Source organism: Plesiomonas sp. ZOR0011 (genome assembly GCF_000800945.1).
GTDB classification, from domain to species: Bacteria; Pseudomonadota; Gammaproteobacteria; order Enterobacterales; family CAMTGL01; genus Plesiomonas; species Plesiomonas shigelloides.
Window position 1 is genome coordinate 1 of record NZ_JRKB01000034.1, and the last position, 24,347, is coordinate 24,347.

Consider the following 24,347-nt stretch of genomic DNA (forward strand, 5'->3'; position numbering starts at 1 on the left):
GGCTGCGTTGGTTTACAGCCATGGCCCTAGTCTTGTGGCTGGGATGGGTTTTCTTGGTACAAGAGCGCCATGGTGGCGCAGCGTTGATCATTATGTCAGTAATGAATAGACCGATTAGCTATGTATATGTCAACGGCAATATGGGCGGAAATACTGATGCTTTCAACGGCTGGAATGTCGGAGGAAAAACAGCCGGCCCCTATCGGATTGAAGGCAATACGGTAAAAATCGACTGGGAGCTTGATATGACCGAAGAACAAGAAAAGGCCGGTTACAAATTTGAAAAACATACCATTACCCTGCCCATGCCTAAGCGAGAGAAAGGGCAGAACGATTTTTGTGTTTTGATGCTGCCTGACAATACCCCCATGGTGCGTTGGGCCATTAGTTGTCATATTGATATGCAAGACGTATTTAGGATTTATCGCGAGAGGAAATAATAGTGGATAGGGATGATCTGAACTACCGAGTATCGCGAGAAGAAAGTCTTTATCAAGCGGGGATCGGGACATGCTCATTAGCCTTGCAAATTAGCTTTTTCTTTGATGGTAATCAGCGAAATATTTATGCAGACGAGGATGATTTACGACTGACTAACGTTGGTCGGCTTTTCCGTGCTCATCCAGAACGTAGAGAGGCAGAAATTAGTTCTAACTATATTTACTCAGCCATTTACATTCCTGGTCTAGGCACATTACTTGAAGATACTGCTATTGAACGATTGCACAGTATTATGGATGCTAGGCAACAAGCGTTAGCCGGCGATTATATTGATGGTTTCGTCGGGCAGGTTAAAGACACCGCTGTTGATGCCACCAAAGGGGATTGGAGTAAAGTTCTTCACAACAAATTAGGTGATTTACTCAGCCTCAAAAGCAGTTTTGATGCCTCTATGGATGCCTTAAAAAAGAGCGCCACGCGTACAGTGCTCGAGGCTGCCGCACCAATCCGAGATAATTCACTCATTGCAGCTACATTCATGACGGGGGTTGATGCGAGGGTTGATTTTGCGAAAAACAAGTTTAAGCAAAACGTAGCTGACAGTAAAAAGCTAAACCAGCTTCCTATTAAGTTAATTCAAGTCTCTGTCTTTGGTGCCGATTTAGGCGCAACCTTGGCGCGCCGATTTGTCGATGAGCTACTGGAGTCGGTTTGCACTAAAATCGGTAACGACTATTTTTATCAAGACAGTAAGGTTGAAGTTATCTTTGCGGGTTTGTTTGATTGTAGCCCTCGAGGCCGATTGGACCCTGGAAAGGGCGTTAGCATTCTGGCCGACGTAGCTGAAACGTTCGTTAAGGCAGCAAAACCACTAACAGTAGCATTTGGCGAGAAAATCATCGACTTTGACAAACCACTTCATTCAGCAGTGAAGAGGGCGCTGCATTTAGTTGCGGCTCATGAGCGACGAGTGTATCGCCCACTCCTTCCTCTTGGTCAACTAAAGACCGGCTGGAAAGAAGAGCTTTGTCCTGGCATCAGTGAAGATGTCACGGGCGGGCTATTGCCTAACGAACAACGCCCCAGTGCAGAACTTTGCCGAGTGCCGTTGCACACGATGTATAACGCTGCCCGCGCTGCTCAAGTACCATTACCTAACTTTCGAACGCTAGAGAAGACATCACGTAAGATAGCTAGCTACTTCATTATGCATGACAGTCTGGGAGGGCATTCGGTACAGCATTTTAGTGAGGGGTATATGAAGTGGGTTACAGCTAAGTACCCTTACGGTAGTCATCCTTCACCCGAGGGGTTCCAGATCCACCTTTATGCCTACGCTGACTGGCTTGGTGAGAAGTATCATGAGTATATGGAGCTGAAAAGAAATGCGGGCCTATGGGACTTCGCTAAGCGGAGCCAAATTGACGAGCAATGGGGCTGGCTCGCTCAAGTGTATGCTGAAGCCAGTCAATATCTGAGAGCGACTTCCAATGCTTTAGGCGGATATGATGGTTCAGTAGGAAAACCGGGCAGTATTGCGCATAAAGCTGCCATCAAGGTTGTTCATTCCGGAGCCCAAGATAAGGCCAAGAAGACTCCGCCGCTGATTGCCGCATTTTTCAATTATTTCATGCATGATTTCACTGCGGATGAAATCAAGACTGTAACGTTATCTCAACATTTTGAGCAAGGTCGTTTCTTCATTCCTCGAGGTATCGAAAAGGTGGAGGCTGATGCTAAATCTAAAACAGCCAAAACAACGCTGAATAAAGGTAGTTTATCAAAATAAGAAAGATTGATGTAATTACGAAGTTTGCCGTATGCCACGTGCTGGTATCGCCATGTGTTTTGATGTTAAATACGCCAACCTTAGTCTGTTGTGGCTAAAAGTGGCTCCTAGAGGAACTGAATAGAGATATACATGCTCATGTATTCGACCCGGTGATAATCAGATAAACCACATCTTTTAATCAAAGATAACCTGATGGCTAAAGTAGATGTGGAAAGTCCATTTTGTAAGCAAGCAGCTCCGGTAAAAGAAAGGACTGGGAAGTGTCTAGTTTATTGGTGGCGATTCACTTTAAGCGCAGCGCTGAGCTCCGCTTTGGTTTCCCGCGCCAGCACATCGGGCTCGGGCAGGCTGGCGGCATCGACGCTGTCTTTGTCTTTAAGCCATGAGATATCCAGCGAGTCGCCTTTGTGGTCACGGCTCTAGTCGCGGCTAAAACAGCGCCAACGGGAGTGTACCAGCCTGTTATCCATGCCCTGATTTTCGTCGGTGTCAGCGATTTCAACCTCTTCGGCGCCCAAGCTGTACTCTCCTTCTTCCCTCGGGCCGGAGCCATCGGCATGGGCGCCATAGACCCGTTCGAAGGGGCCCAGATGTGGGTCCGTCGCAAAGGTACCAGCTGCAAAACCCAGATCCGCGTTACCAAAGGGGGGGCGTTTGCCAAAGTTTGGCATATTGGTGCGAAGGTCATAGACCCAGACATTTTTGGTGCAGTTTTCTTGCTGGTATTTGTCTTTGCTGCTGCCTTTGGTGAAAAATAGCACGTTGGTTTTTACGCCCTGGGCGTAAAAGATGCCGGTGGGCAGGCGCAGGATAGTATGCAGGTTGCACTTGCCCATTAAGTCGCGGCGAATGTCGGTGCCCTTACCGGCTTCAAACAGCACGTTGTCGGGCAGCACCACGGCGGCGCGGCCACCGGGCTTTAAGTTGCGGTAGATGTGCTGCAAAAATGCCAACTGCTTGTTGCTGGTATCGAAGGTAAGGTCATCACGGGTGATACTGGCCTCACCGCCCTTGCTGGTGCCAAAGGGTGGGTTGGCTAAGATGATATCAGCGGCGTTAAGGCTTTTACCTGCATCGCTAAGGGCGTTACCCAGATGCACCACGCCTTCATCGTCGTCTTCCATGCCGTGCAAGAGACAATTCATCAGTGCCAGGCGACGGGGGGTGGGCACCAGCTCAATGCCGACAAAGGCTTTTTGGCGCTGAAAGCGCTGCTCATCGGCGGTCAAATCAAACAGCTCGTCGGTATTAGCCTTGATGTACTGATCGGCAGCAATCAAAAAGCCCGCTGTGCCGGCTGCCGGGTCCTGGATAAGCTCACCCGCCTGAGGGCGGATACAGCGCACCATGCTGTTAATCAGCGCTCTTGGGGTAAAGTACTGCCCGGCACCGGATTTGGTTTCGCCGGCGTTTTTCTCCAAAAGCCTCTCGTAGAGATCGCCAAGGCCATCTTTGCTGGCGCTGAACCAGTCGATTTGATCCAGTGAGCGAATAATTTGCTCTAGGTGGCGCGGCTCACGCAGGCGGGTTTGCGCGTCGGCGTAGATGGCGGCAATGAGCAGATCTTCGTCTCTGGCCAAATCGAGCAGCATCTGACGGTAGTGGTTCAAGAGGTTCAGGCCAGAGAGCTGCGGCCAGCGGCAATGCTCCGGCAGGGTGTGAGCCGCGAGGGAGTCTGACTCTTCGTTCTCGTGCACCATTTTGATAAACAGCAACAGCACCAACTCGGTGACGTAATCTTAGTAGTTGATGCCGTCGTCGCGCAGCACATCACACAGGTTCCAGAGTTTCTGAACAATATCGTTGTTGGTCATGAGGAGTTCCCTGGTGGGGCTGGCGAAAAGTGGCCTGTTTTGGCGCGTAGATAATGAATTGAGCTTATAAATCCATTGGATGCTATGGCATCCCTTTGGACTGGCAAAGTGAACGATAGGAGAGTGGTAATGGCCTTGCAGGAGCAGGTTTTGACTGACGGCGCACAGGTTGTGCTCATAGGCAATGGTCCGGGGCAAGAGCCCCCCATTCAGGATGCGCTGTATATCCGTTTTAATGGTCGGCAACAGCCAGGCTGCACCCGGGCGTTGACGGTGTTTAACGGCAAGCTTGCCGGTGCGTATCTGGCCAAACTGCCGCAGGCGGCGGTCTTTGACGCTACCCAATATGCCGGACAGCAAAATAAGCCTAAGGTTACAGAACAGTGGGAGTTTGGCAGGCGCTGGGCGGCGTCCGCATCACGACATGAACGGCACTTTGCCCTGAGAGCAGACGGCGCTGATGCCAACGATATGGCGCTGCTTGGAGACTTAAGCCGAGTAGCGCAAAAACAGACGAGGATACTTGGCGCCTGGCCTTCATCCGGCCTTGCGGTGCTGGGGTGCCTTTACGGCCAGGCGGGGCTTAACGTGCGCGTTTGCCAGATGAACCTGTTGCCATCACTGATAAGAGCGCCGGAGTTAAGTGCGCGGATGCCACTGGCAGCGGCGTTCCATAACTGGCTGGGTGAGCGGCGATTGGCAATGGACTTGCTGTTTGGCACGGGTAATGACCACGCTGTGATTGATTGGCCTGACTTTTGGCTGCCAGCGCTGATAACTCAAGCGCCCACTAGGTGGCAGCCTCCTATCAGGTCATGTCCTTTAGCGGCGCTGACGCAGCTTGAACATTGCAACAAAGCCGAAGGCCGCAAGCTATGGCGGCAACTGGCCGGCACCAACACCAGCCATTGGCTTGAGGCATTTAGCGGCGCTCCTGCTCCATACAATAACGGCTCTGGCGACATCGACTCAGAGGTCCCAGAATCAGGCAACAACACATCAGGCTTCGATAAACTGATTGCGGCAGAAAGGTTGTTTGTTCTGCCGCGTGATGTGCAAAAGACCTCACTGTGGTGGCTTTACGATAACGAGGTGTCGGTCTGGGTCAGTCAGGTACATTACGCACTCGCGTGGCTGTGGCAGACGCTGGCGCTTCGCTCTCGGGGCCTTGCGGCTTAAGTGGGCTCAGGGATGGCTTAGCCAGAATCTCCTTGATAAGCTGCTGCTCCCGTGCCTTTTCCTCTCTGCCATAATCACGGCGCAGGTGCCAGTAGGCGTAACCATCGTCAAGATACTGTGGGTTTGAGGCAAGCTCTGCCATGGGCAACATGGTGAGATAGTCAGTCACCGTATCGAACCATTCGCCATCGGGCCGTTGGAAATAGGCTAAGGGCACTTGCCGGAACAAACCTCTGTTAAACACCCGCAGGTGGCTCCAGACATTGCCTCCCGTAGCCTGCCTAGGCGCACGATAATCCGGACGGTATAACCTGAGTGGCTTGTTGGGGCGATACATGGGCATTTGAATCAAATCGGCCCCTTCGGCTCTCGCCTTCAGCAACAAATCCACCACCCTTGGGTGCATCAGGCAGTCATCCTGATCCAATACCGCAATCAGGCTGTTGTCGTGCTCACACAGGTCATTGATGGCCTGCAGAAAGTTTGGCATGCGCCCCTGATGGTTTAAATGACGCACCAGGGTTGTGCGCGGCCAGAACTCCTGCAACAACAGCGGATAACACCAGTTATGGGCCCAACTGCTGGCATCATCGATAAGAATCACGCCGAAGTGTTGATTGTGCTGGGCACGCAGGGAATTAAGGCAGCGAGCCAGCAAGTTTAGGTCGGTAAAGCGGCCTTTGAGTAGGAACACCAAGGGTTCGCTGCGTTTGGGATAGTGCCAGCCAGCCTGTGGCTGCCAATCAAACTCTTCTTGCTGGATGAGCGGATCACGGCCCTGGGCAATGATATCGGCCGCAACGGCGATAGAAGGCAGATGTTTGTGCTCATTGCGCGGGTGCACGTAGAAGGTAGCCGGATCGCCGCCACGAAGGGCGTGAAGCTGGTGGGTTTTCATGTATGCCTGCAGCGCCCTTTGCCAGGTTAGCGTGTACCTGCCATTGCTGATGGGATTGGCTATGGGCAGCCGTGCTTTGATGCGCTCAAGGTCCAGCAGTCCCAGTCTGACTTCAGGCGCAAACTCGCCTGGCTCGCCGTGGTAAGGCAAAAACTGGGTGGTGGATTTGGCAATGTTAAAGCCCACGGCTAGCACAGAAGCAGGCTCGGCAGCATAGAGCATGTCGGCCAGGTAGTCGTGCTGCCAGTCACGCTTGCCGATGATGACATCCAGATCGCACTGGAGCACATAACGGGTGCCTATTTGCTCAAAGGCCCAGATTTGGGGAAAGAGCGGCGCGTTATCCTTTGTGTGGGTGTGGAGAACCTCGGCATTGGTTTGCTCGCGCTTATCTTCTGACCCAAACCAGCGCTGATAGGTTGCCCCAATAGTGTGCTGACACTTGGGGGAGAGCAGGACTTCATCGATGAGTCCTGCTTGTTTCAGAGCTTCGGCCTGTGCTATGACCGCGGCAAGGTTTGCCGGAGAATACTGCCTTAAAAAATCACCCTTATGGGTGTCTATCAGCAACAGCTTTTTGGCAAATCTGACTGGGTATTGCAAATGAGTGACTATGTGTTGCACTTGGGCTGTCAGGCTTTGGGCATCTTGACCACAGGCTTTGATAAGCAGACTGACATTGGTTGCAACCGCCTGGTATTCAGGCTGAAACGCATTTGTAGCCCAGGCATAGTGGCTTAAGGTGTTGGGCTGGCAATGTGGGTGCAGGGTTGCCATCAGTTTACTGTAAAAAGCGGCAAAGCCCGGCAGGGCCTCAAGCGCTTCATCCTGGCGGCGAAAACTTAGCCTGCGCACCCATTCCTCATCTTTATTGCCAAGTAAGCCGATTGAATACAGACGGGCACACATGTCCTGAAAGTTGGAGCTGGTGAGGGGCTGGATGTCTTTGCCTATGTCGATGTATAGCAGCTCACCGGATTGGGTCAGCAGCAGGTTTTCCCGCTTGATGTTGAGGGCGCTGATACCGTTTTGGTACATGGCCAACAGAAAGTCACTGACCTGGGATTCGGTAAGGCGCTCGCCGGGATGTCGGCCGGGTACATAAGGGGTTTGATACTGCCAGCGTCCATCACATTTGCGCCAGCGAACCTTGGGGATAGGCAGGTTTTTGGGGGCAAGGCGTTGCTGTAAGCGGTTGACGTCGGCGTCATCTATTGCCCAGGGATAAAACTCTTTTATCACCTGATTGTGCTGGCGCCAGACTGCGCCTTCCATACCGACACCAAGCAAATCTCTTTTGTGGCTGATAAGCGCTGCCCAGCTGCTGGCCGCACTGGCCAGGCGGGTTCGTTGTTCCTGCCAAATCGATTGCTGTTTATTTGCCTCGGTATCGCTACCTGATAGTGAATAGATGGCATAAACGGGTGAAGGGTTGACCGCCACTTGATTACCAAAGCGCATCAGCAGGCGGGTTAGTAACCAGTGATCTTCGGCGCTGCGAATATTGGGATACCTGAGACCAAGTCCGGTTTTGAGGAGTAAATTACACGAAGGTAATTCCCGTTGCTGCCGGCCTTCGGCAAAGTTTTCGATAAATCCCGCCAGGGCTTGGGGAGACAATAGCTCGGATGGATCTGCAATATTAGCGCTATCAAGAATTGTATCGCCAATCCGCAAGTAGTTACTGCCAATGGCGGCAACGCACGGCTTCTGCTGTGCCGATAGCCACAGGCGTTCGAGACTGTCGGGATAAGCCAGTTCATCGTCGGCATCGAGTCGTGCCACCCAATGAATTGCCGGATTGTCGTCGGCCCAATCAAGCATCAGATTCCGCGCCCGAGCGGGCGATCCACACTCGGCGCTGATGAGGGTGACCGACGGATGTGACAGATACTCTTGGACATGCGTTTGCCAGCCAGGTTCTGAACTGTCGTCCAACACCAGTATTTGCGCTTTCTTTTGCTGGATTAGGGTTTGCGCAACAGCGCTTTTTAGCGCCCGAACAAGCAGTTGCGGTTGGTTTTTATGGGCAATGGTTATCAGTACCGGCGTAGCACGGTACTCAGCTTCGGCTTGCTGAAGACTGTTTTGATTGCGATTACAGAGCGTTTCTTGATATACCGCAGGGGCTTTGGGGAGATAGTTTGATAATTGATCCATACATTGCTCGAAGTTCTTCTATGACGTCGGACTCGCTTATTCCAAACAGCGCATTTACGCGCAGAAAGAATGCGTGCTTATCTGCAGACGACATCCGATGTCCGTGCAACCATAAAAACTGGGCACATCCTTTACGTTTTTGCGGTGAGTTGGGCGCCGAAAGTGCTAATTCTGTCTGATTACAATGCCATATAGTGGTGATGATACCTGTGTACCGGAAGCGCTCTGGTGCACACAGTAACATGCGAATAGCGAGGTCTCTGTCATTACAACTCACCAGACCATCGGTGAAGCCCCCAACAGCCTGAATGGCGCTTAAGCGGACAAAGGTATTCGAGCCCTGCCAGCCGGGATTTTTCACCAGAAAATCCGTGTATTCGAGATCCTTGGGTATATTTAACGCAAGCGTTTCACCGTACCGACGAACTTCAATACCCGAGATAACCGCGTCTACATCGTCCGCCACCAGCTCAACACAACGCTGTAAATGGTTAGTTTGCCACAGATCGTCATCATCTAAAATGGCGACCCATGCTTCAGGATAGTTGGCCTGCAAATAATCGAGCCCGGTATTCCAGGTGCCTGCGGCCCCCGGATCTCTTTGGTTATGAAGGAATGTAATCTTGATACCGGGCAGGCATTGCGCTATCTCCTGCTGCTGAACATAGGTAAAGGGCGTCTTGTCAGCAACAATAACCACCTCATCCGGCTGGCGCGATTGGCTTGCCACACTTGGCAGCGAAACTTTTAACAGGTACTCAAGGGTTGGCCGCGAAGCAAGCAAGACGACCAGCGGATGGCTCATACGGCCTCCCAGAGGTATTCACCCAGCTCTTGCTGCACGGTATCGAGCTGATCGTCCAAGATCTGGTTAAGCCTTTTGGCTCCCCCCTCAAATGCCGGTGTTTGGTTAATGGTTTCACGGTCGAGAATGACCTGATGTACCAACTGTTTGGCTAGCCGGTCGGGCCATCTGCGCTGATTGGGATTCCAATCGTGGGCCTGATGGATTTTTTGCATGGCGTGAGATACCCGTTCATCAAACGGAATGAGAGGCTCGCCCAATGCTGCCCAGCGAATGTGACCTATGATGCCAGCCGCAATTTCATGACTGGTTTTGCCGTGCCAGGCAGTGTTGAGATTGGTCTCACTGTAACCGGCACCATCGAGCAGCATGCGAATTTCTTTCAGATGTTCGCGGGTCAAATCTTTGGGACGGTTAACTACCGTCATTAAGGCTGCATGCTGGTTTATCTGAGCTCGGATATAGTCATCAAAGGCACTCAAATAATCTTCAGACTTTTTGTGACTGCCGTAAGTCTGTTCGCGATCTGTCAATTCATCTTCGTGTTCTGGCAGCACAGGGCGATATTCACTGCCAACCAATGCCTGCACCTGCTCGAGCTGCTCGATAAGGCTATGCTGTTTGAGAAAATCGCTGGCCTGTTTCGGCCCCATCGGGGGCAGGTGTTGATGGAGTTTTCCGGGCTCAACCCCCCAACTATTACCTAGGTCTGCGAGTTTTTGCCTCAGTGCTGGATAACGCTCGGCCTTGTTTTCAGCCTTGCGCAGTACCCGCATCAGCTTTTGGCTGAGCTGACTGAGTACTGAGTCGGCCTGAGATTCACCGGAGATATCTCCCGGCACTGACATTGCCTTGGTAAGCAGGGTGTCATCGGTTAACTCGTTAATCAGCTGCTCAATCGTGATATTTGGGTTTTTCACCCGCGGCTTCATAGTGTTGACTTCGGCGAGTGCTGCGCAAATGTCTACCGGGTCATAGATTTTAAATACGGTTTTACCTATTTCGTCGCAGCGACGAGTGGTGCGGCCAACCATTTGTTCGTACAAAATGCGTGACTTGACCCGAGGCATAAACACCAGATGACAAATTTTGGGGACGTCGATACCTGTGGTGAGCAGATCTACTGTGATGGCGATATTGGGATAACGCTCGTTTTTGTAACGACGGATAAGCTCGGAGACCTTGTCGCTCTTACCGGTAATTTTGGCCACGGCAGCCTGCTTGTAGTCACCCTCATAGATGGCCTGAAACTCTTCATCCAGAATGCGTTTAACCATGTCTTCATGCAGATCGGTGGCGCAAAAAATCATGGTTTTTTCGTCACCGAAGGGGTCCAGCTCCTTCACCAGTGCCTGACAGATAACCCGATTAAAATTCTTGTTAATCACCCTATTGTTAAAGGCGTTTACATCGAAGTTCAGCTCATCTTCAAGCTCTGCCGACTCGATAGTGCCTGTGGCAATATCGATTGAAGTGACAGTTTCACCCTTCTCAAAGTTGATGCCATTTTGACTGAGGATAGTTTGATAACGGATGGGCGGTTCATGGTCGATGAGCCAGTCATCGGCCACTGCTTCACGATAGGAATAGAGGTAGACAGGTTTGCCGAAAATCTCACAGGTGTGCTTTGCCGGTGTGGCGGTGAGGCCTATCTTGATGGCGTCAAAATACTCCAGTACCCGACGATAGCTGGACAGATATTGGTCGACATCACGGATTTCGATTTCGCCGTCGGTCATCTCTTGGTCGAGAGTGTAACCGCGGTGCGCTTCATCGACGATAATACAGTCAAACTCATCCACCGTGGGCGGCTCATCACTGGCAAAAATGCGCTTAACCATGGCCTGCACAGTAGCGACCTGAACGCGGGTTTCAGCCTCAGCCGCCATGTCTTCCAGGTCGGCGATGTTATAGATGGTGGACAGCGTCTTGTTCTGCTCAAGCTTTGCCTCTTTAAAGGCATCTGTGGCCTGCTCACCCAATGCAGTTCTCTCGACCAAAAACAGAATGCGTTTGAATCGCTCAGTTTTTAAGAAGCGATACATGAGGCCAATGATGGTACGGGTTTTACCGGTACCTGTAGCCATTGCTAGTAAACATTCGCGCTGTTCGGCTTCAAGCGCTATCTCAACCTTTTCGATAGCTTTTTGCTGGTAGGGATGCAGCTTTAGGTAACCAAAGCTTTCTTGCTTGAGTTCGTCCTCGTGAGTCTTGGCCTGGAGCTCGAGTGCTTTTGACTCGGTATCCATTAATTCAGCCAGTTGCTGATATTCAGCTTTTTCCTGCTGTAATAGTCCTGTCAGCTCGGTATTCTGTTCAAGTTTGCAATTGGCTTGCAATAGCTGGTTTTTCAGCTGGGCAATTTGGTCCTGCAGTGCACTGAGCTCTTCACTGGGATCTTTAGGCGTAACGAAGGGAACCGGCGTAAAAGATTCACCTCCCGAGCCAAAGGTGTGATGAAACCAAACCGCCAAATCGCGACCTACTTTAAGTCCTGCCAGCGCCTCTTTGTGTTGAGTTTTAAATTGGTGCACCGCCAGATTGCCCGCTTTACGCAGACCATGGAACAGTTTGAGCACCAAAGGTTCCAGCTGGAGTTGCCGACCAACAAGAAATAACAAGTCGGCCTGAGTGGTTTGCTCATCAAAGGTCAGACAACAGCGAGCAGCGATATCCTGAGTGAAGGCCTCGGCTAGTTGTCTGAGTTTGACTAATGTGGTGTTTGGTTCGGAGGAGAAAGAGCGCTCAGCCCCATAGGCAAGTTCAAAAAAAACATCTTCGTGTTCTTTAAGAAAAGACAAGTTACTCAAAATATTCTTTTCGACGGCCACCCCGGGCGCACTCCCAATCAAAACTCGGCATGAGGTTAAGTCGTGATTTTGCCACAACAAATCCTTTCTGTACCAGCCTGTTAGCTTTACGACACTATTTGGGAGCTACTAATAGCAATGTTGTCCCTCTGAATCCATTACCTGCTTTATAAAATGCGTGGGCTGGAATGCTTCATAGTGTTTTCTACAAAGACATCCATCTTCTTTATTTAAATGTTACGTCAGCCACTATATCATTATTTATCTTTTGTAGAGCTTAGCGATTATAGGGGGGGATATGCTATTCAGAAAGCCAAGGCTAGGGGGGTTTTACTATCCGAGAAACTACCCGACTCGAATGGTATGGCTGGTGAAAATCAAGTTCAAGATTCAAGCATTGTACCGTTGGTTTCGGGTACTGAAGGTCACGACAAAAGCTATTGGATACCAATATTCACCATCAAATGATCTGATTGAAATTGATATCACTTACCAATGTAATCTGCGCTGTATAAACTGCAATCGCTCTTCTGCACAAGCACCCGAAGCAAAACATATATCTGTTGGACTTGTTAAAGACTTTGTGGCTGAATCTATTGAAAAAAAAAGGTTCTGGCGAAGGATTCGCGTATTAGGCGGGGAACCGACGCTACACCCCGACTTTCACGAAATTATCGAAGAGCTATCAAAGCTACAGCATCATGGCCTTGCTGATGTTATTCAATTAGTAACCAACGGGTTTGGCCCCAAAGTAGCTAAAGTCTTGGCAAGCCTTCCAGCGAATATCGACATCGAAAACTCTGCCAAGAATAACAATATCCAACCAACCTTTGGTCCTTTTAACTCTGCCCCTTGTGACGACGCTAAATACCGGTATTCAAACTTCAAAAATGGATGTGACATTATGCATAGTTGTGGCTTGGGTTTAACTCCTCAGGGCTACTACCCATGCGCAGTTGCAGGCGGTATTGATCGGGTAACTAAAGCAGGTATAGGCAGAAAACATCTACCAGAACTCAATGATGACATGCGAGATCTCTTGGAAAGGAACTGCAAGCTATGTGGTCGTTTTCGTGATGGTCATTATGTCCCAGAGAAATTAAGACCGAAGCTGTTGAATCAAGTTACGTCTCCTTCTTGGACAAAAATTTATCAAAATTGGCAGCAAAATCGATGATAGACCCAGCAATGTGGTTTTTAATTTAACCTGGAGATTCAGCAGACAAGCGTAGACTTTCGCGGACGTTGGCAGACTTTGGGATTGGATGTTAAGGTCCACAGACGACTACACCTAGCTACACCAACGGCCGGTAAAGAAACGATGCGGCATCTGCCAGTTAGTGGACTTGACGGTGGCATAATAGCCAATTATATTTTTAGCCGTAACATTACACCGCGATCCACCAGTGTGACACTGAATTGGCATTTATGGAAAGTATGGGGCGTTCCGAAATCCAGGCTTGGCCGCCTTGCCATGGACTATTGCAAGATGCGTAGTTGTGGATCCTGATTGAAAGACTCCTTTTGGGGCTTTCTGCACCGTTCGAGCAGCCATTAGCCGACGGGGTATTAATTCAGGATCATCATTATGCCCATCAAACAAACCTATACTCCGGCTAAAACTGCTCAGTTTTTCAAAAATGTCTCTTATGAAACTTTAGCTGCGTCCTGGCTGCAAGCTGATGGCTGGGAAGTGTTTATGCCTCTTACTGATCATGGCAGTAAAACGGACTTACTTATCTCCGATGGAAAGGCGTTTTACCGCATCCAGGTGAAGTCAGTGCAAACCAGCGATGAAAGCACAGTGGTTGAAGCTCAATGGCCCAGAGATAAAATTGACTATGTGCTGTATTTCTCGCGCGCTGGTAATTGGGGGTACATTACTCCCGCATTTCAAGGACGCGTTAAACTGGATCAGAAAGGCCACGTGAGATTTCATCAACACTCGAAAAACTTTAATTCGGCGTTTGCGAAGATTTGATTAGACACCCGCCAAGCATGCTGAACAACAAATCAACCACCGTAAGGTGGTTTTTTTGTGTCTTAAAATCAGTAAGTTATGCGCATCACGCCAAAACATCCCATCTAAAGCCGCAAAATTAACCATATTCCAATCAATCATAATGTCGCTCTAAATTAACTACTCCGGTTATTTTCCGAAAATGTTTCCTAAAATGATTTTTTGCTTTATTCACTTTTCTGAATATCTTTCCCGTTACCAACTACTGAATGCATATGCTGCGAGTATTTTGCATAATCCTTTTGTGTTGTAGTTGTAAGGGGCAAGAAAGTATCTGCGAATACAAGAGGCACGCAGCACGGTGCTGATGAGTGGATGAGCATTAAAGCTAAAATCGCGATCCGGTCGGTAAAGTACTCTTACTTACGTAGTGAATGTGCTGTCAGCCCTGCGGGAATAATGAGCATAGGATGAAAGAGGATAGGCTGGAAATAACCTTTAGCTGCTGAGCTTGGGTATCCGATGAGCAAGAGATCAATCCACCTGCATTGTTGCAGGTGGACACTCGCATCATCTTCAAGCCTGATCGTTATCGCGTTGCTTGCTGTGAAATGCAAAACGCTGTTCAAAATAGGCTTTCACATGGCTTTCCAGTCGATGAATCTTAGCATCGACAACCTGTACCAGATATTCATCACTGTTTAAGGCTTGTATGCGCTCTAATGCGAGTTCATCGGCTATCGCTTGTTCTTGTGGCGTTAAGGTTTTCGTTGTCATACTACTTTTCCCCTAAAGGTTGATGGCAGGAGCATGGCAAAAGTACACCCAAATATCAATCGCCAACGCAATCAATGCAGATATGCCGATTGAGAGTGGCAACAGGGCAAGGCTAGACCAACGTTTTATGCTGACAAAGTCCAAGTCAGACCAGCCAAAGCAGCGTTGCGTGCATGGTATTAGTAGGGGCTTTGCACTATAATTTCCCCGCTTTTATCTGGGATAACAGAATGATTTCGAAAAACCAACTCAAATTGCTTCGTGCTTTAGGGCAGAAGAAACAGCGCAAGGTACACGGCTTATTCCTGGTTCAAGGTGAGAAAAACGTCTTGGAGTTGGTTAATAGCTCGCTCACCGTCAAGCAGATCTTTGCTACTCCTGAGTTTTTAGAGCAGCATGCGGCGACCTTAGGGCAGTATGAATGTATCCCTACGTCGCAAGATGACCTTACCAAAGCCAGCACGCTGGTAAGTAACAATGCCGCTATCGCGGTGGTTGAGATCCCGCAAACCAACGTACCGCAAGCGCAAGGTCTGATGATTGCCTTAGATGGTGTCTCCGACCCGGGTAACTTGGGAACCATTATCCGTGTTGCGGACTGGTATGGCATCCAACATATTGTGGCCAGCCATGACTGTGCTGATCCGTATAACCCGAAAACCATCAGCGCGACAATGGGGAGCTTTGGCCGCGTTCAAGTGACTCTGGTGGATTTACCTGACTATCTAGCCAAGGCGAACTTGCCGGTGTATGGGGCGTTCTTAGAAGGCGAGAGCGTACATAAAACCGCATTTAAAGCCGAAGGGATTTTGCTGATGGGCAGTGAGTCACACGGCATTCGTGAACAAGCGGCGCAGTATGTGACGGATAAAGTGACCATTCCCGCCTTTGGCGGCGCAGAATCACTGAATGTCGCGATGGCTACCGGAATTATTTTGGACAATATTCGCCGTCTGCACGGCTAATATTGAATGCGTGTAGTCATAACAGTCATAACAAAAAAGCGTCGGATAATCCGACGTTTTTTTGTTTTATCTTTCTAACATATCCAGCTTGTTGGGTACGCCATCCCACTTAGCGGCGTCGTCCATTGGCGCTTTGACTTCCGTCAGATTGGGCCAATGTTCAGCTAACTCGGCATTCAGTTCGATAAAGATCCGTTGGTCGCCTACCAGTTCGTCTTCTTGAAAAATCGCTTGTGCCGTACATTCTGATACGCATAACCCGCAGTCGATGCACTCGATAGGGTTAATCACCATAAAATTAGGCCCTTCATGAAACGCATCGGCAGGGCATACCGCTACACAGTCGGTGTATTTACATTGGATACAGTTATCGGTGACGACAAAAGCCATGACAGTTCGCTCTAATCTAGTTTGCGGTTTCGCACACGTTCAGGCGTTGAGTGGCGTGTACGAAAAATCAAGAATGGGGATGATACTGCGCTGTCGCCAAAATTCAACAAAGGCCTTGTTATTGCTTGTGTACGCCGTGTCAGCGCCGATTTGCGCAGCAATCCCAGTTTTAGTATGACAGTGAATGCGAATTCTCGTAAAATGCGCGCCATTGTGAGCCGCCACACGCCGTGTTCCGGCTAAGACACCTCTTATCCACGAGACATTCCATGATACGTTTAACTGAAATTAAGCTGCCTCTCAATCATGAGGACGGTGCGCTACTTGACGCTATTGCGGCAAAGTTGAAAATCCCAGCCCAGCAAGTGATCTCTTTCAACGTGTTTAAACGTGGCTATGATGCTCGTAAGAAAAACGATATCCAACTGATTTATACCGTGGATGTTGAGGTTGCCAATGCCGAAAAACTGCTGGCTAAATTCGAAAAAGATCAGCACGTACGCCCAACCCCAGATATGTCTTATAAATTTGTGGCACAAGCGCCAGCAAATTTGCAAGAGCGTCCGTTGGTGATTGGTTTTGGGCCTTGTGGTCTGTTTGCCGCGTTAGTGCTGGCTCAAATGGGCTTTAAGCCGATTATCGTAGAGCGCGGTAAAGAGGTGCGTGAGCGCACTAAAGATACCTTCGGTTTTTGGCGTAAACGTACCCTCAACCCTGAGTCCAACGTGCAGTTTGGTGAGGGCGGCGCGGGTACGTTCTCTGATGGCAAGCTGTATAGCCAAGTTAAAGACCCTAATTTCTATGGCCGTAAAGTGGTCACTGAATTTGTGGAAGCTGGCGCACCAGAAGAAATTCTCTATGTGAGCAAGCCGCATATCGGCACCTTTAAACTCGTGACCATGATTGAAAAAATGCGCGCCAAAATCATCGAATTGGGTGGCGAAATTCGCTTTAGCACCCGTGTGGATGACATCCATATTGAGGATGGACAAATCACCGGTGTGACTCTGTCCAATGGCGAAGAGATCAAATCGCGCCATGTGGTGCTGGCGGTCGGCCACAGTGCACGCGATACCTTTGAGATGCTGCACGAGCGCGGCGTGTATATGGAAGCCAAACCGTTCTCGGTCGGTTTCCGTATTGAGCACAAGCAATCGATGATTGATGAAGCGCGTTTTGGCAAAAATGCCGGCCATCCACTGTTAGGCGCGGCAGATTATAAACTGGTGCACCATTGTAAAAATGGCCGCACCGTATACAGCTTCTGTATGTGCCCTGGCGGCACCGTGGTGGCGGCGACCTCTGAAGAAGGCCGCGTGGTGACCAACGGTATGAGCCAATACTCCCGCGCAGAGCGTAATGCCAACAGTGCTATCGTGGTCGGGATTTCTCCTGAGCAAGATTATCCGGGCGATCCGCTGGCCGGTATTCGTCTACAGCGTGAGCTGGAAGCGAATGCCTATAAGCTGGGCGGTGAAAACTATGATGCGCCAGCGCAGAAAATTGGTGATTTCCTGAAAGGGCGAGATCCAAGCGAACTGGGCGATGTGCAGCCATCATTCACCCCAGGTATTAAGCTGACCGATCTCTCTAAGGCGCTGCCAGCATTTGCAATTGATGCCATCCGCGAAGCCATTCCGGCCTTCGATCGTCAAATCAAAGGCTTTGCCTCTGAAGATGGTCTGCTGACAGGCGTAGAAACGCGTACCTCCTCTCCGGTGTGCATCAAGCGCGGTAAAGATTACCAAAGTATCAATCTCAAAGGTTTCTACCCAGCAGGGGAAGGCGCGGGCTACGCGGGTGGTATTTTGTCGGCGGGTATTGATGGCATCAAAGTGGCCGAAGCCGTTGCGCGTGATATCGTCGAGCAGTGTGATAAAGCGTAATAGTGCGCTAAAGCATAATTCGCAGATATTGTTGCGGTTAATGTAACAGTGAAAAGGGCTCGTATGAGCCCTTTTTTGATCCTGCCATATTATGAGCGATGAATAGTAAAGTTATGATATAACATTCATTGTTGATACTTAGCTCGCTATCGTTTATTGGTGACGCTCTTCAATGTGATAGCTAAATTAATGGCTATTAAATAAAAGTTAATTTAACCGAAAGTTTTGAATCAACGTTTGTAACTGATAAGACAAATCCATCAGTATACGACTAGAGCTTGCCATCTGATTTGCACCGTTGGAAACCTCTTCCGATGCAGCATTAATATTAAGAATGTTTTTGTTTAAATCCTCGGTAACTGAACCTTGCTGCTCAGTAGCCGTAGCTATTTGAATGCTTGTTTGCGAGATTTCGGCAATGGCTTTGCTAACATCATCAATGAGTGTGCCCACATTATTGGAGATGTTGACAGTATATTGCATCATCTCTTGGCTTTGTTTCATGGTCTCGGATGATTTTTTAGCGCGATGTTGGAGCTTTAAAATAATCTCATTAATTTGACTGGTTGAATCTTGGGTCCGTTTAGCCAAGGTTCTGACTTCATCCGCTACAACGGCAAATCCACGACCTTGTTCACCCGCTCGAGCCGCTTCAATGGCCGCATTTAATGCCAATAAGTTAGTTTGTTCGGCGATATCGCGAATTACTTCAATAACCACTTCAATACTACGACTATCATTATCTAGCTGGTGGATAGATTCAGCGGTTTCTTCGATGGATGTGGCAACTTTATTGATGCTCTCGATAGACGTGCGCACGGTATCTGTTCCCGCAGATGTCTGCTCATTGGCTTGATTGGCCGAATTTGCTGCGTCATTGGTGTTACGAGCAACTTCTTGAACCGTGGATTGCATCTCCGTCATTGCCGTCGATAGTTGGTTTAACTCATCTTTTTGGCGAGTCATGTTCTCTGCCGAAAGAGTCGCAACTTGGCTAAGCTCCTCTGAGGCTGATGTGAGCTGAGAGATAGAGTTAGAAATGTTGTTCACTAAATTGTGCAAGTTATTCTGCATGCTTGCCACACCTTTAGCTAAAAGACCAAACTCGTCTTTATTAAACTTAGTCAGGTCTATTTTTTCGATCAGATCCCCTTTAGATACTTTATCAATTTGCTCCATTAAAATACTCAGTGGATTTTTGATACTTTTAGTGATCATCAAGGTGATTGCGGCGAAAATGAAAAATACGATTAAGGTAACGATAATGCTCAAGTTGATTGAGTAATCATATGTGTTAGTAAACTCAGCACTTAGGCGATGTGTAAAGTTTTCATTTCTTTGTTTAAGCTGCTCAGAGTAGTTCGATACATCACTGATAGCTTGTCGACGCGCTGGCATGTTTCTTAGCTGATTTGCTAAGGGAATGTTGTTGCTCAACAAAGCTTGCTGTAGTTGATCATGAAGCTTAAAAAAGATAGTCGCTGATTCATTGATCTTGTTATACAAGCTAAGCGCTTGTGCAGAATGATTACCTAAAGATTTGTACTCATCCATGGCTTTATAGAATTCGTTTTTTTCTATTTCGAACTCACGAATGTTGTCGTTTAAGCGTTCAGTATTATTATCCAGCGCGGCTAAAAGCATACTTAACTGTAAACGCCGTGCTTCGCCAATTGAAATTTGAATGTGCGACGTATCATTTAGCGCAGGGATTGAGTTTTTAGTCATGTTTTGTGTTTGATTGTACATATAGCGCAATTCATGAGCAGAGGAAAATCTCATGATGAGCATGACAACAAACAGGAGAGAAAAAGCTGCTACAACTTTTTGTATGATGGACATTTTTTTAAGCATATCAGTTCAGGTTTTCCTTTGTTCGTTATTTGCGCAGCAGCGAGCGCAAAATGATAATCAGTGATACTGTCACGATTACTATGTCCATTTGTATGGCGACAAAGGGGGCGTAATATTAAGAAGATATCGTCAATATAGGTGTTAAATGCTCAATTATAATACAAATGTAAGTTTGGTATGTCTTGATTGTTTGTTTTTTGCTCTGTTGTGCGTCAGCGATTACTTTAATCGTCTGAATATTCCGCTGGTGTTGTCTGTCTCTCTATTGCTATGCTGTCATCTGAGAATAGTCGGGGAACCTCGGTGTGACACAAGGCGGTAAGCCATGATGTCATTGCGAGGCTGAGATCGCGTATGCGAGACCCGTAGAACCTGATTCAGTTTGTACTGACGTAGGGAACTATCCGCATCTTGCATCTCTGCCTCTGAGACGCCATGTCGCAGGTTCAATGCCGCATAGGTGAACCCATTTCGGCAACTCATTAGGCAGGAGTGGAGTCTGGCATCGGCAGCTAATACTGGCTGCCAGTCATGACATTCCCACCACCACACGCAAGTCTGCAAGATAAGGTTCCTGTCGTCGAATTACAGGAGCCAATATGCCTTGTTCGACACACCACTTTTCCTCCCCAGATGCCGTACTGGATACACCATCAGCCAAGACACACCCTAAATCGGCAGAACAGACGATGCCCTCCGCGGCGGATGTTCCGATTGTGCTAACTATTGCCGGCTCTGACAGCAGCGGCGGGGCGGGGATCCAAGCCGACATCAAAGCGATTTCTGCTACTGGCAGTTATGCTTGCTCGGTTATTACGGCAATTACGGCCCAAAATACCTTAGGCGTCAGCGGTGTCTTTCCCGTATCAGCGAAAGGTATTACGGCGCAGCTCGATGCGGTGTTTTCTGATTTAAACATTGCGGCGGTAAAAATCGGTATGTTGGGAAACGCCGAGATCATTGAGGCCGTGGCACAAGGTCTGCAACGTTATCGACCGGCGCATATCGTGTTGGATCCGGTGATGGTGGCAACCAGCGGAGATGTGCTGCTAGAGCCGCAAGCGATTAGCGTATTGAAAGAACAATTGTTGCCACTGGCGGATATTATTACTCCTAACTTACCCGAGGCGGCAGTATTGATTGGCCACGCGGTTGGGCGTCATCCACGTCTATCGCAGGCGTCTGAGTCTGATATGGCCGCTATGATTGAAGAATTACGCGCGCTAAGTACCACATTAGGTACCGCCGCGGTATTGCTTAAAGGCGGCCATCTGACCGATGAAAATCACAGTGATGATGTGCTGATTACTGCTGCAGAGTCTGCTTATTTTCATGCACCGCGCATCCTAACCCGTAATACCCACGGAACGGGTTGTACATTGTCGGCGGCGATAGCGTCTTATTTGGCGCAGGGTTATCCGCTAGCACAAGCGGTTGCGCAGGCAAAAGACTATATCGGCGCTGCGTTAGCCTATGCCGATCTGTTGCGAGTCGGTCAAGGGCATGGTCCGGTGCATCACTTTTTTCCCGGCCATTGGCAGTTGCATCGCGCTTAAAGGGTTTTCCGCATAGCGTAACTTTTAGCTGAAAAAAGGATATATAAGTAGCACTCTGCAATTTCTGAACAGAAAGAGTGCTGCTACATGAGCGTGAAAATAGAGATATAGATGGATGGAGGGGTTATTTTGTTATTCATAAAAAGAGGCAGAGAATAACCTAAAATAGACGTGTATTCACATTAATGTAATATTGATGTGGTAAAAATTATGCGGGGAATTGCGGATCTTATTTTTTGATTCGAAATACAGGCTGCTTAACAATCGTATTTCAAAACTGCATCTTACTAGGGCGTGGTAAGTTCAGAACGTATCATGTGGCGGGATATCATAACTGTTATGCAACAGTATTTGTTTGATGCTATTCACCAGTACTCACGATACTTGCCAATGGCGGCTCAGTGAGCCAGCCGTAATCGGCTGTCGTAGCCGCTGTGGGTATAGTAGGTGGCGGGAAAAACATCCACCAAATTGATGCCGGCTAACTGGTCAATCAGGTCAGAAAAATTATCGAACGAGTACACTGTGATTTCACGGTACACTTTACCCTGCATGTTTTCGATTCCAATGATCATCTCCAGTTCCTTTTCTGGCTCTTCGACCAGCAGCACCGTGTCATCGATTCTCGAATCAAAAAAAGGGACTTCACGGCCTGGGATATAGAAACTTCTTTCCTGCATATCATCGTCCCGCTCGTCGGTCGCTTTATCTATCAGAGTAAAAAACATAGGGCTTATCCATGAAAATAATGAGGACAGTATTTCACCTGCTTACCGGTGGTGCCAGTTGCATATTTAAATTTTGCGATCCATTCAATAGATTTAACTTATTTGCCAAGGGATAAAAACAATTGGCTGAGCGTAGTTTTATATAATGACGATGCGTTATATAAATGCCTCGTTCAAAAATGTAAACGATAAACAGTCAAGTTATCGTAATGTGCGCTAAAAGGCTGTTTGTTGAGCTGTTAATAATAGTCAGAGACAAATGTTATGAGCAACTTATTTTTATACTTAAAGTAAATTGCAAATGTAAATAACAATTACGCAGCCGACTTGTAAATAGCAGAAGAATCTTATATTCAGCTGTTATCAGATTTATACCAACACATTTATTGTGGTTATTAAGATGGTGTTTATTCTCCACTTTTTACGTGATGAGTCACATCTGAAGCGCTGGGTAAATACGATAAAATGTGCTATGTTACAGGTAACATTACAGCTATTTTCGCGGTAAAATGAAGAAAAAACGCCCAACATTACAGGACGTAGCTGACATCGTCGGCGTAACTAAAATGACGGTCAGCCGTTATATGCGAGATCCGTCGCAAGTTTCTGCTTCGGTGCAGAGCAAAATAGCCCGTGCGTTGGATACGCTCGGCTATATTCCTAACCGAGCTCCGGATATTTTATCTAACGCAAAAAGTCAGGCGATAGGGATCTTATTACCCTCATTGACCAACCAAGTATTTGCTGAGGTATTGCGTGGCATCGAGTCGGTCACGGAAGATCGCGGTTACCAAACCATGTTGGCGCACTACGGGTATAGCCCTCAAATGGAGGAGCAACGTATTGCATCGTTGCTGTCTTATAACGTAGATGGGCTGATCCTCTCCGAAAGCTACCACACGCCGCGCACGTTGAAGATGATTGAAACGGCAGGGGTGCCGGTGGTAGAAATCATGGATACCCGTTCGCCGTGCATTGAATTGGCGGTCGGGTTGGATAATGTGGCTGCCGGTTGTGCCATGACCACCTTGATGCTGGAAAAAGGTTACCGCAACATTGTTTACCTTGGCGCGCGGATGGACGTGCGTACCCAGCAGCGTCTGGAAGGCTACAGCCAAGCCATGCAAGCTTATGGGCTGACACCGCGTCAAGTGATGACGGAGGCTGCTTCGTCTTACTCGCTGGGGGCTGAATTGTTGGAAGAAACGCGTCGGCGTTATCCTGAAACCGATGGCATTTTTTGTACCAACGATGACTTGGCGGTTGGGGCGATTTTTGCCTGCCAACGTTTAGGCATTCATATTCCGCAAGATATCGCCATTGCCGGTTTCCACGGTCACGATATCGGACAGACGATTGTCCCGCGCTTAGCCAGTGTGCATACGCCACGTAAAGAGATGGGCAAGCGCGCAGCAGAGATGCTGTTAGCGCGATTGCAGCGTGAAGCCATTGCGGAGCCGGTGTTGGACTTAGGCTATACCCTCGAAACCGGTGAAAGCCTGTAAGGGTTTGGTGCGCGCAGGTGATACGCTAGTCATGTAATGCTTGTTATGCCATCTAATAAATAAAAAAATCCGGTCACGCTAAAGCGTTAGACCGGATTTTTTATGTTTGTTTGCTAGAACCCTAGGTTTCTAGGCTTCTAGCGCACTCAAATTCAGAGTGAAAGCTATTATGCTTTAGACACCAGCGCTACAGCGTCAGCCGCCAGACGCGTAATGCCCGCCCAATCACCGGCAGCAATCAGATCTGCTGGCAGCATCCAAGAGCCACCCACAGTAGCTACGCACTTGGCAGACAGGTACTCATGCACGTTTTTCGGGCTGATACCGCCAGTAGGGCAGAAACGAATCTGTGGCAGCGGCGCTGCGATAGATTTCAGCGCGGCTGCGCCGCCATTGGCTTCAGCTGGGAAGAATTTCAGGTGAGTATAGCCTTGAGCCAGCGCTTGCATCACTTCAGAAGGCGTTGCAACACCTGGGATCAGCGCCGTGCTGTGCTTTTTCGCGTGCGCCAGCAGCTCGTGGGTGAACCCTGGGCTGATAACAAACTTGGCACCCGCGGCAACCGCAGCATCATATTGTTCTGGATTGATTACGGTACCGGCACCGATCATCGCTTCTGGCATTGCATCGGCAATCGCACGGATAGCTTCCAGAGCAGCATCAGTACGCAGGGTAACTTCGAATACGGTGATCCCGCCATCAGCCAGTGCTTTGGCCATAGGAACAGCGTCTTCCACCTTGTTGATAACCATTACAGGAACAACCGGTGATGCGGCAAAAACCTCAGCAGGGGATACAGTCCAGTTCATGGGGATTCCTTTAATCAA

The 24,347-nt window shown here is 48.8% G+C and carries 17 protein-coding genes, 1 pseudogene and 1 riboswitch; of the genes and pseudogenes, 9 read left to right on the top strand and 9 right to left on the bottom strand.

Annotated features, from left to right (window positions below; all coding sequences use genetic code 11):
• Nucleotides 1-440 (top strand): membrane protein (locus tag L975_RS18310; RefSeq protein WP_047707685.1); only part of this gene is annotated, 440 nt, incomplete at its 5' end.
• A 2-nt stretch (nt 441-442) separates the two neighbouring features.
• Nucleotides 443-2,230, top strand: a complete 1,788-nt coding sequence (locus L975_RS05860) for a DUF2235 domain-containing protein (RefSeq protein ID WP_230400784.1) — start codon at nt 443-445, stop codon at nt 2,228-2,230.
• A 272-nt stretch (nt 2,231-2,502) separates the two neighbouring features.
• On the opposite strand, the pseudogene L975_RS05865 reads toward L975_RS05860, so the two are convergent.
• Nucleotides 2,503-4,047 (bottom strand): annotated as a pseudogene (locus L975_RS05865) (N-6 DNA methylase).
• 129 nt (nt 4,048-4,176) lie between these two features.
• Between L975_RS05865 and L975_RS05870 the strand changes: the two are divergent.
• A complete protein-coding gene (locus L975_RS05870; protein WP_047707686.1) occupies nt 4,177-5,226 on the top strand; it encodes a hypothetical protein in 1,050 nt (349 codons plus the stop codon).
• Here the strand turns inward: L975_RS05870 and L975_RS05875 are convergent.
• The 3 genes from L975_RS05875 to hsdR are packed head-to-tail and all read right to left on the bottom strand — an operon-like array spanning nt 5,153 to nt 11,920.
• A complete protein-coding gene (locus L975_RS05875; RefSeq protein ID WP_039045368.1) occupies nt 5,153-8,284 on the bottom strand; it encodes a glycosyltransferase in 3,132 nt (1,043 codons plus the stop codon). The genes L975_RS05870 and L975_RS05875 overlap by 74 nt on opposite strands.
• A complete protein-coding gene (locus L975_RS05880) occupies nt 8,223-9,089 on the bottom strand; it encodes a glycosyltransferase (RefSeq protein WP_052181303.1) in 867 nt (288 codons plus the stop codon). Before L975_RS05880 ends, L975_RS05875 begins: the two co-directional genes overlap by 62 nt.
• A complete protein-coding gene (gene hsdR / locus L975_RS05885) occupies nt 9,086-11,920 on the bottom strand; it encodes a type I restriction-modification system endonuclease (protein ID WP_047707688.1) in 2,835 nt (944 codons plus the stop codon). The genes L975_RS05880 and hsdR overlap by 4 nt, the downstream gene beginning before the upstream one ends.
• Before the next feature lie 349 nt (nt 11,921-12,269).
• On the opposite strand from hsdR, the gene L975_RS05890 reads away from it, so the two are divergent.
• Together L975_RS05890 and L975_RS05895 are read left to right on the top strand one after the other, a co-directional pair.
• Nucleotides 12,270-13,076 (top strand): radical SAM protein, encoded by an 807-nt coding sequence (locus L975_RS05890; RefSeq protein ID WP_218185567.1) that lies wholly within the window; start codon nt 12,270-12,272, stop codon nt 13,074-13,076.
• Between the two features lie 411 nt (nt 13,077-13,487).
• Nucleotides 13,488-13,880, top strand: a complete 393-nt coding sequence (locus tag L975_RS05895) for a group I intron-associated PD-(D/E)XK endonuclease (protein ID WP_039045365.1) — start codon at nt 13,488-13,490, stop codon at nt 13,878-13,880.
• A 555-nt stretch (nt 13,881-14,435) separates the two neighbouring features.
• Here the strand turns inward: L975_RS05895 and L975_RS05900 are convergent.
• Entirely contained in the window at nt 14,436-14,636 is a 201-nt protein-coding gene (locus L975_RS05900) for a hypothetical protein (protein ID WP_039045364.1), read from the bottom strand.
• A 230-nt stretch (nt 14,637-14,866) separates the two neighbouring features.
• Between L975_RS05900 and L975_RS05905 the strand changes: the two genes are divergently transcribed.
• Nucleotides 14,867-15,601, top strand: coding sequence for an RNA methyltransferase (locus L975_RS05905; RefSeq protein ID WP_039045363.1), 735 nt, complete (start codon nt 14,867-14,869; stop codon nt 15,599-15,601).
• A gap of 66 nt (nt 15,602-15,667) precedes the next feature.
• Here the strand turns inward: L975_RS05905 and fdxA are convergent, their stop codons facing one another.
• Nucleotides 15,668-15,991, bottom strand: a complete 324-nt coding sequence (fdxA, locus tag L975_RS05910; protein WP_039045362.1) for a ferredoxin FdxA — start codon at nt 15,989-15,991, stop codon at nt 15,668-15,670.
• 269 nt (nt 15,992-16,260) lie between these two features.
• Here fdxA and L975_RS05915 point away from each other — a divergent pair, with 269 nt between their 5' ends.
• A complete protein-coding gene (locus L975_RS05915; protein ID WP_010861864.1) occupies nt 16,261-17,877 on the top strand; it encodes an NAD(P)/FAD-dependent oxidoreductase in 1,617 nt (538 codons plus the stop codon).
• 207 nt (nt 17,878-18,084) lie between these two features.
• On the opposite strand, the gene L975_RS05920 is transcribed toward L975_RS05915, so the two are convergent.
• On the bottom strand, nt 18,085-19,731 hold the full coding sequence (locus L975_RS05920; RefSeq protein ID WP_047707690.1) for a methyl-accepting chemotaxis protein: 1,647 nt from the start codon (nt 19,729-19,731) through the stop codon (nt 18,085-18,087).
• A gap of 281 nt (nt 19,732-20,012) precedes the next feature.
• A riboswitch (TPP riboswitch) is annotated at nt 20,013-20,147 on the top strand.
• A gap of 273 nt (nt 20,148-20,420) precedes the next feature.
• On the opposite strand from L975_RS05920, the gene thiD reads away from it, so the two are divergent.
• Entirely contained in the window at nt 20,421-21,287 is an 867-nt protein-coding gene (gene thiD, locus L975_RS05925; protein ID WP_047707692.1) for a bifunctional hydroxymethylpyrimidine kinase/phosphomethylpyrimidine kinase, read from the top strand.
• Between the two features lie 398 nt (nt 21,288-21,685).
• Here the strand turns inward: thiD and L975_RS05930 are convergent, their stop codons facing one another.
• Nucleotides 21,686-22,015 (bottom strand): hypothetical protein, encoded by a 330-nt coding sequence (locus L975_RS05930; RefSeq protein WP_010861860.1) that lies wholly within the window; start codon nt 22,013-22,015, stop codon nt 21,686-21,688.
• A gap of 509 nt (nt 22,016-22,524) precedes the next feature.
• Between L975_RS05930 and gntR the strand changes: the two genes are divergently transcribed.
• Complete coding sequence (gene gntR, locus L975_RS05935; protein WP_052181305.1) at nt 22,525-23,520, top strand: gluconate operon transcriptional repressor GntR; 996 nt, start codon at nt 22,525-22,527, stop codon at nt 23,518-23,520.
• Nucleotides 23,521-23,687: 167 nt separating this feature from the next.
• Here gntR and L975_RS05940 read toward each other — a convergent pair whose 3' ends face one another.
• Entirely contained in the window at nt 23,688-24,329 is a 642-nt protein-coding gene (locus L975_RS05940; protein WP_047707696.1) for a bifunctional 4-hydroxy-2-oxoglutarate aldolase/2-dehydro-3-deoxy-phosphogluconate aldolase, read from the bottom strand.
• Nucleotides 24,330-24,347: the final 18 nt, after the last annotated feature.

Bases quoted from the DNA above. Each gene is read 5' to 3' on its own strand.
- L975_RS05870 (WP_047707686.1), top strand. From the start codon at position 4,177: ATGGCCTTGCAGGAGCAGGTTTTGACTGACGGCGCACAGGTTGTGCTC.
- L975_RS05920 (WP_047707690.1), bottom strand. From the start codon at position 19,731: ATGCTTAAAAAAATGTCCATCATACAAAAAGTTGTAGCAGCTTTTTCT.
- L975_RS05900 (WP_039045364.1), bottom strand. From the start codon at position 14,636: ATGACAACGAAAACCTTAACGCCACAAGAACAAGCGATAGCCGATGAA.
- L975_RS05875 (WP_039045368.1), bottom strand. From the start codon at position 8,284: ATGGATCAATTATCAAACTATCTCCCCAAAGCCCCTGCGGTATATCAA.
- gntR (WP_052181305.1), top strand. From the start codon at position 22,525: ATGAAGAAAAAACGCCCAACATTACAGGACGTAGCTGACATCGTCGGC.
- L975_RS05880 (WP_052181303.1), bottom strand. From the start codon at position 9,089: ATGAGCCATCCGCTGGTCGTCTTGCTTGCTTCGCGGCCAACCCTTGAG.
- L975_RS05930 (WP_010861860.1), bottom strand. From the start codon at position 22,015: ATGTTTTTTACTCTGATAGATAAAGCGACCGACGAGCGGGACGATGAT.
- L975_RS05895 (WP_039045365.1), top strand. From the start codon at position 13,488: ATGCCCATCAAACAAACCTATACTCCGGCTAAAACTGCTCAGTTTTTC.
- fdxA (WP_039045362.1), bottom strand. From the start codon at position 15,991: ATGGCTTTTGTCGTCACCGATAACTGTATCCAATGTAAATACACCGAC.
- L975_RS05905 (WP_039045363.1), top strand. From the start codon at position 14,867: ATGATTTCGAAAAACCAACTCAAATTGCTTCGTGCTTTAGGGCAGAAG.
- L975_RS05940 (WP_047707696.1), bottom strand. From the start codon at position 24,329: ATGAACTGGACTGTATCCCCTGCTGAGGTTTTTGCCGCATCACCGGTT.
- L975_RS05915 (WP_010861864.1), top strand. From the start codon at position 16,261: ATGATACGTTTAACTGAAATTAAGCTGCCTCTCAATCATGAGGACGGT.
- thiD (WP_047707692.1), top strand. From the start codon at position 20,421: ATGCCCTCCGCGGCGGATGTTCCGATTGTGCTAACTATTGCCGGCTCT.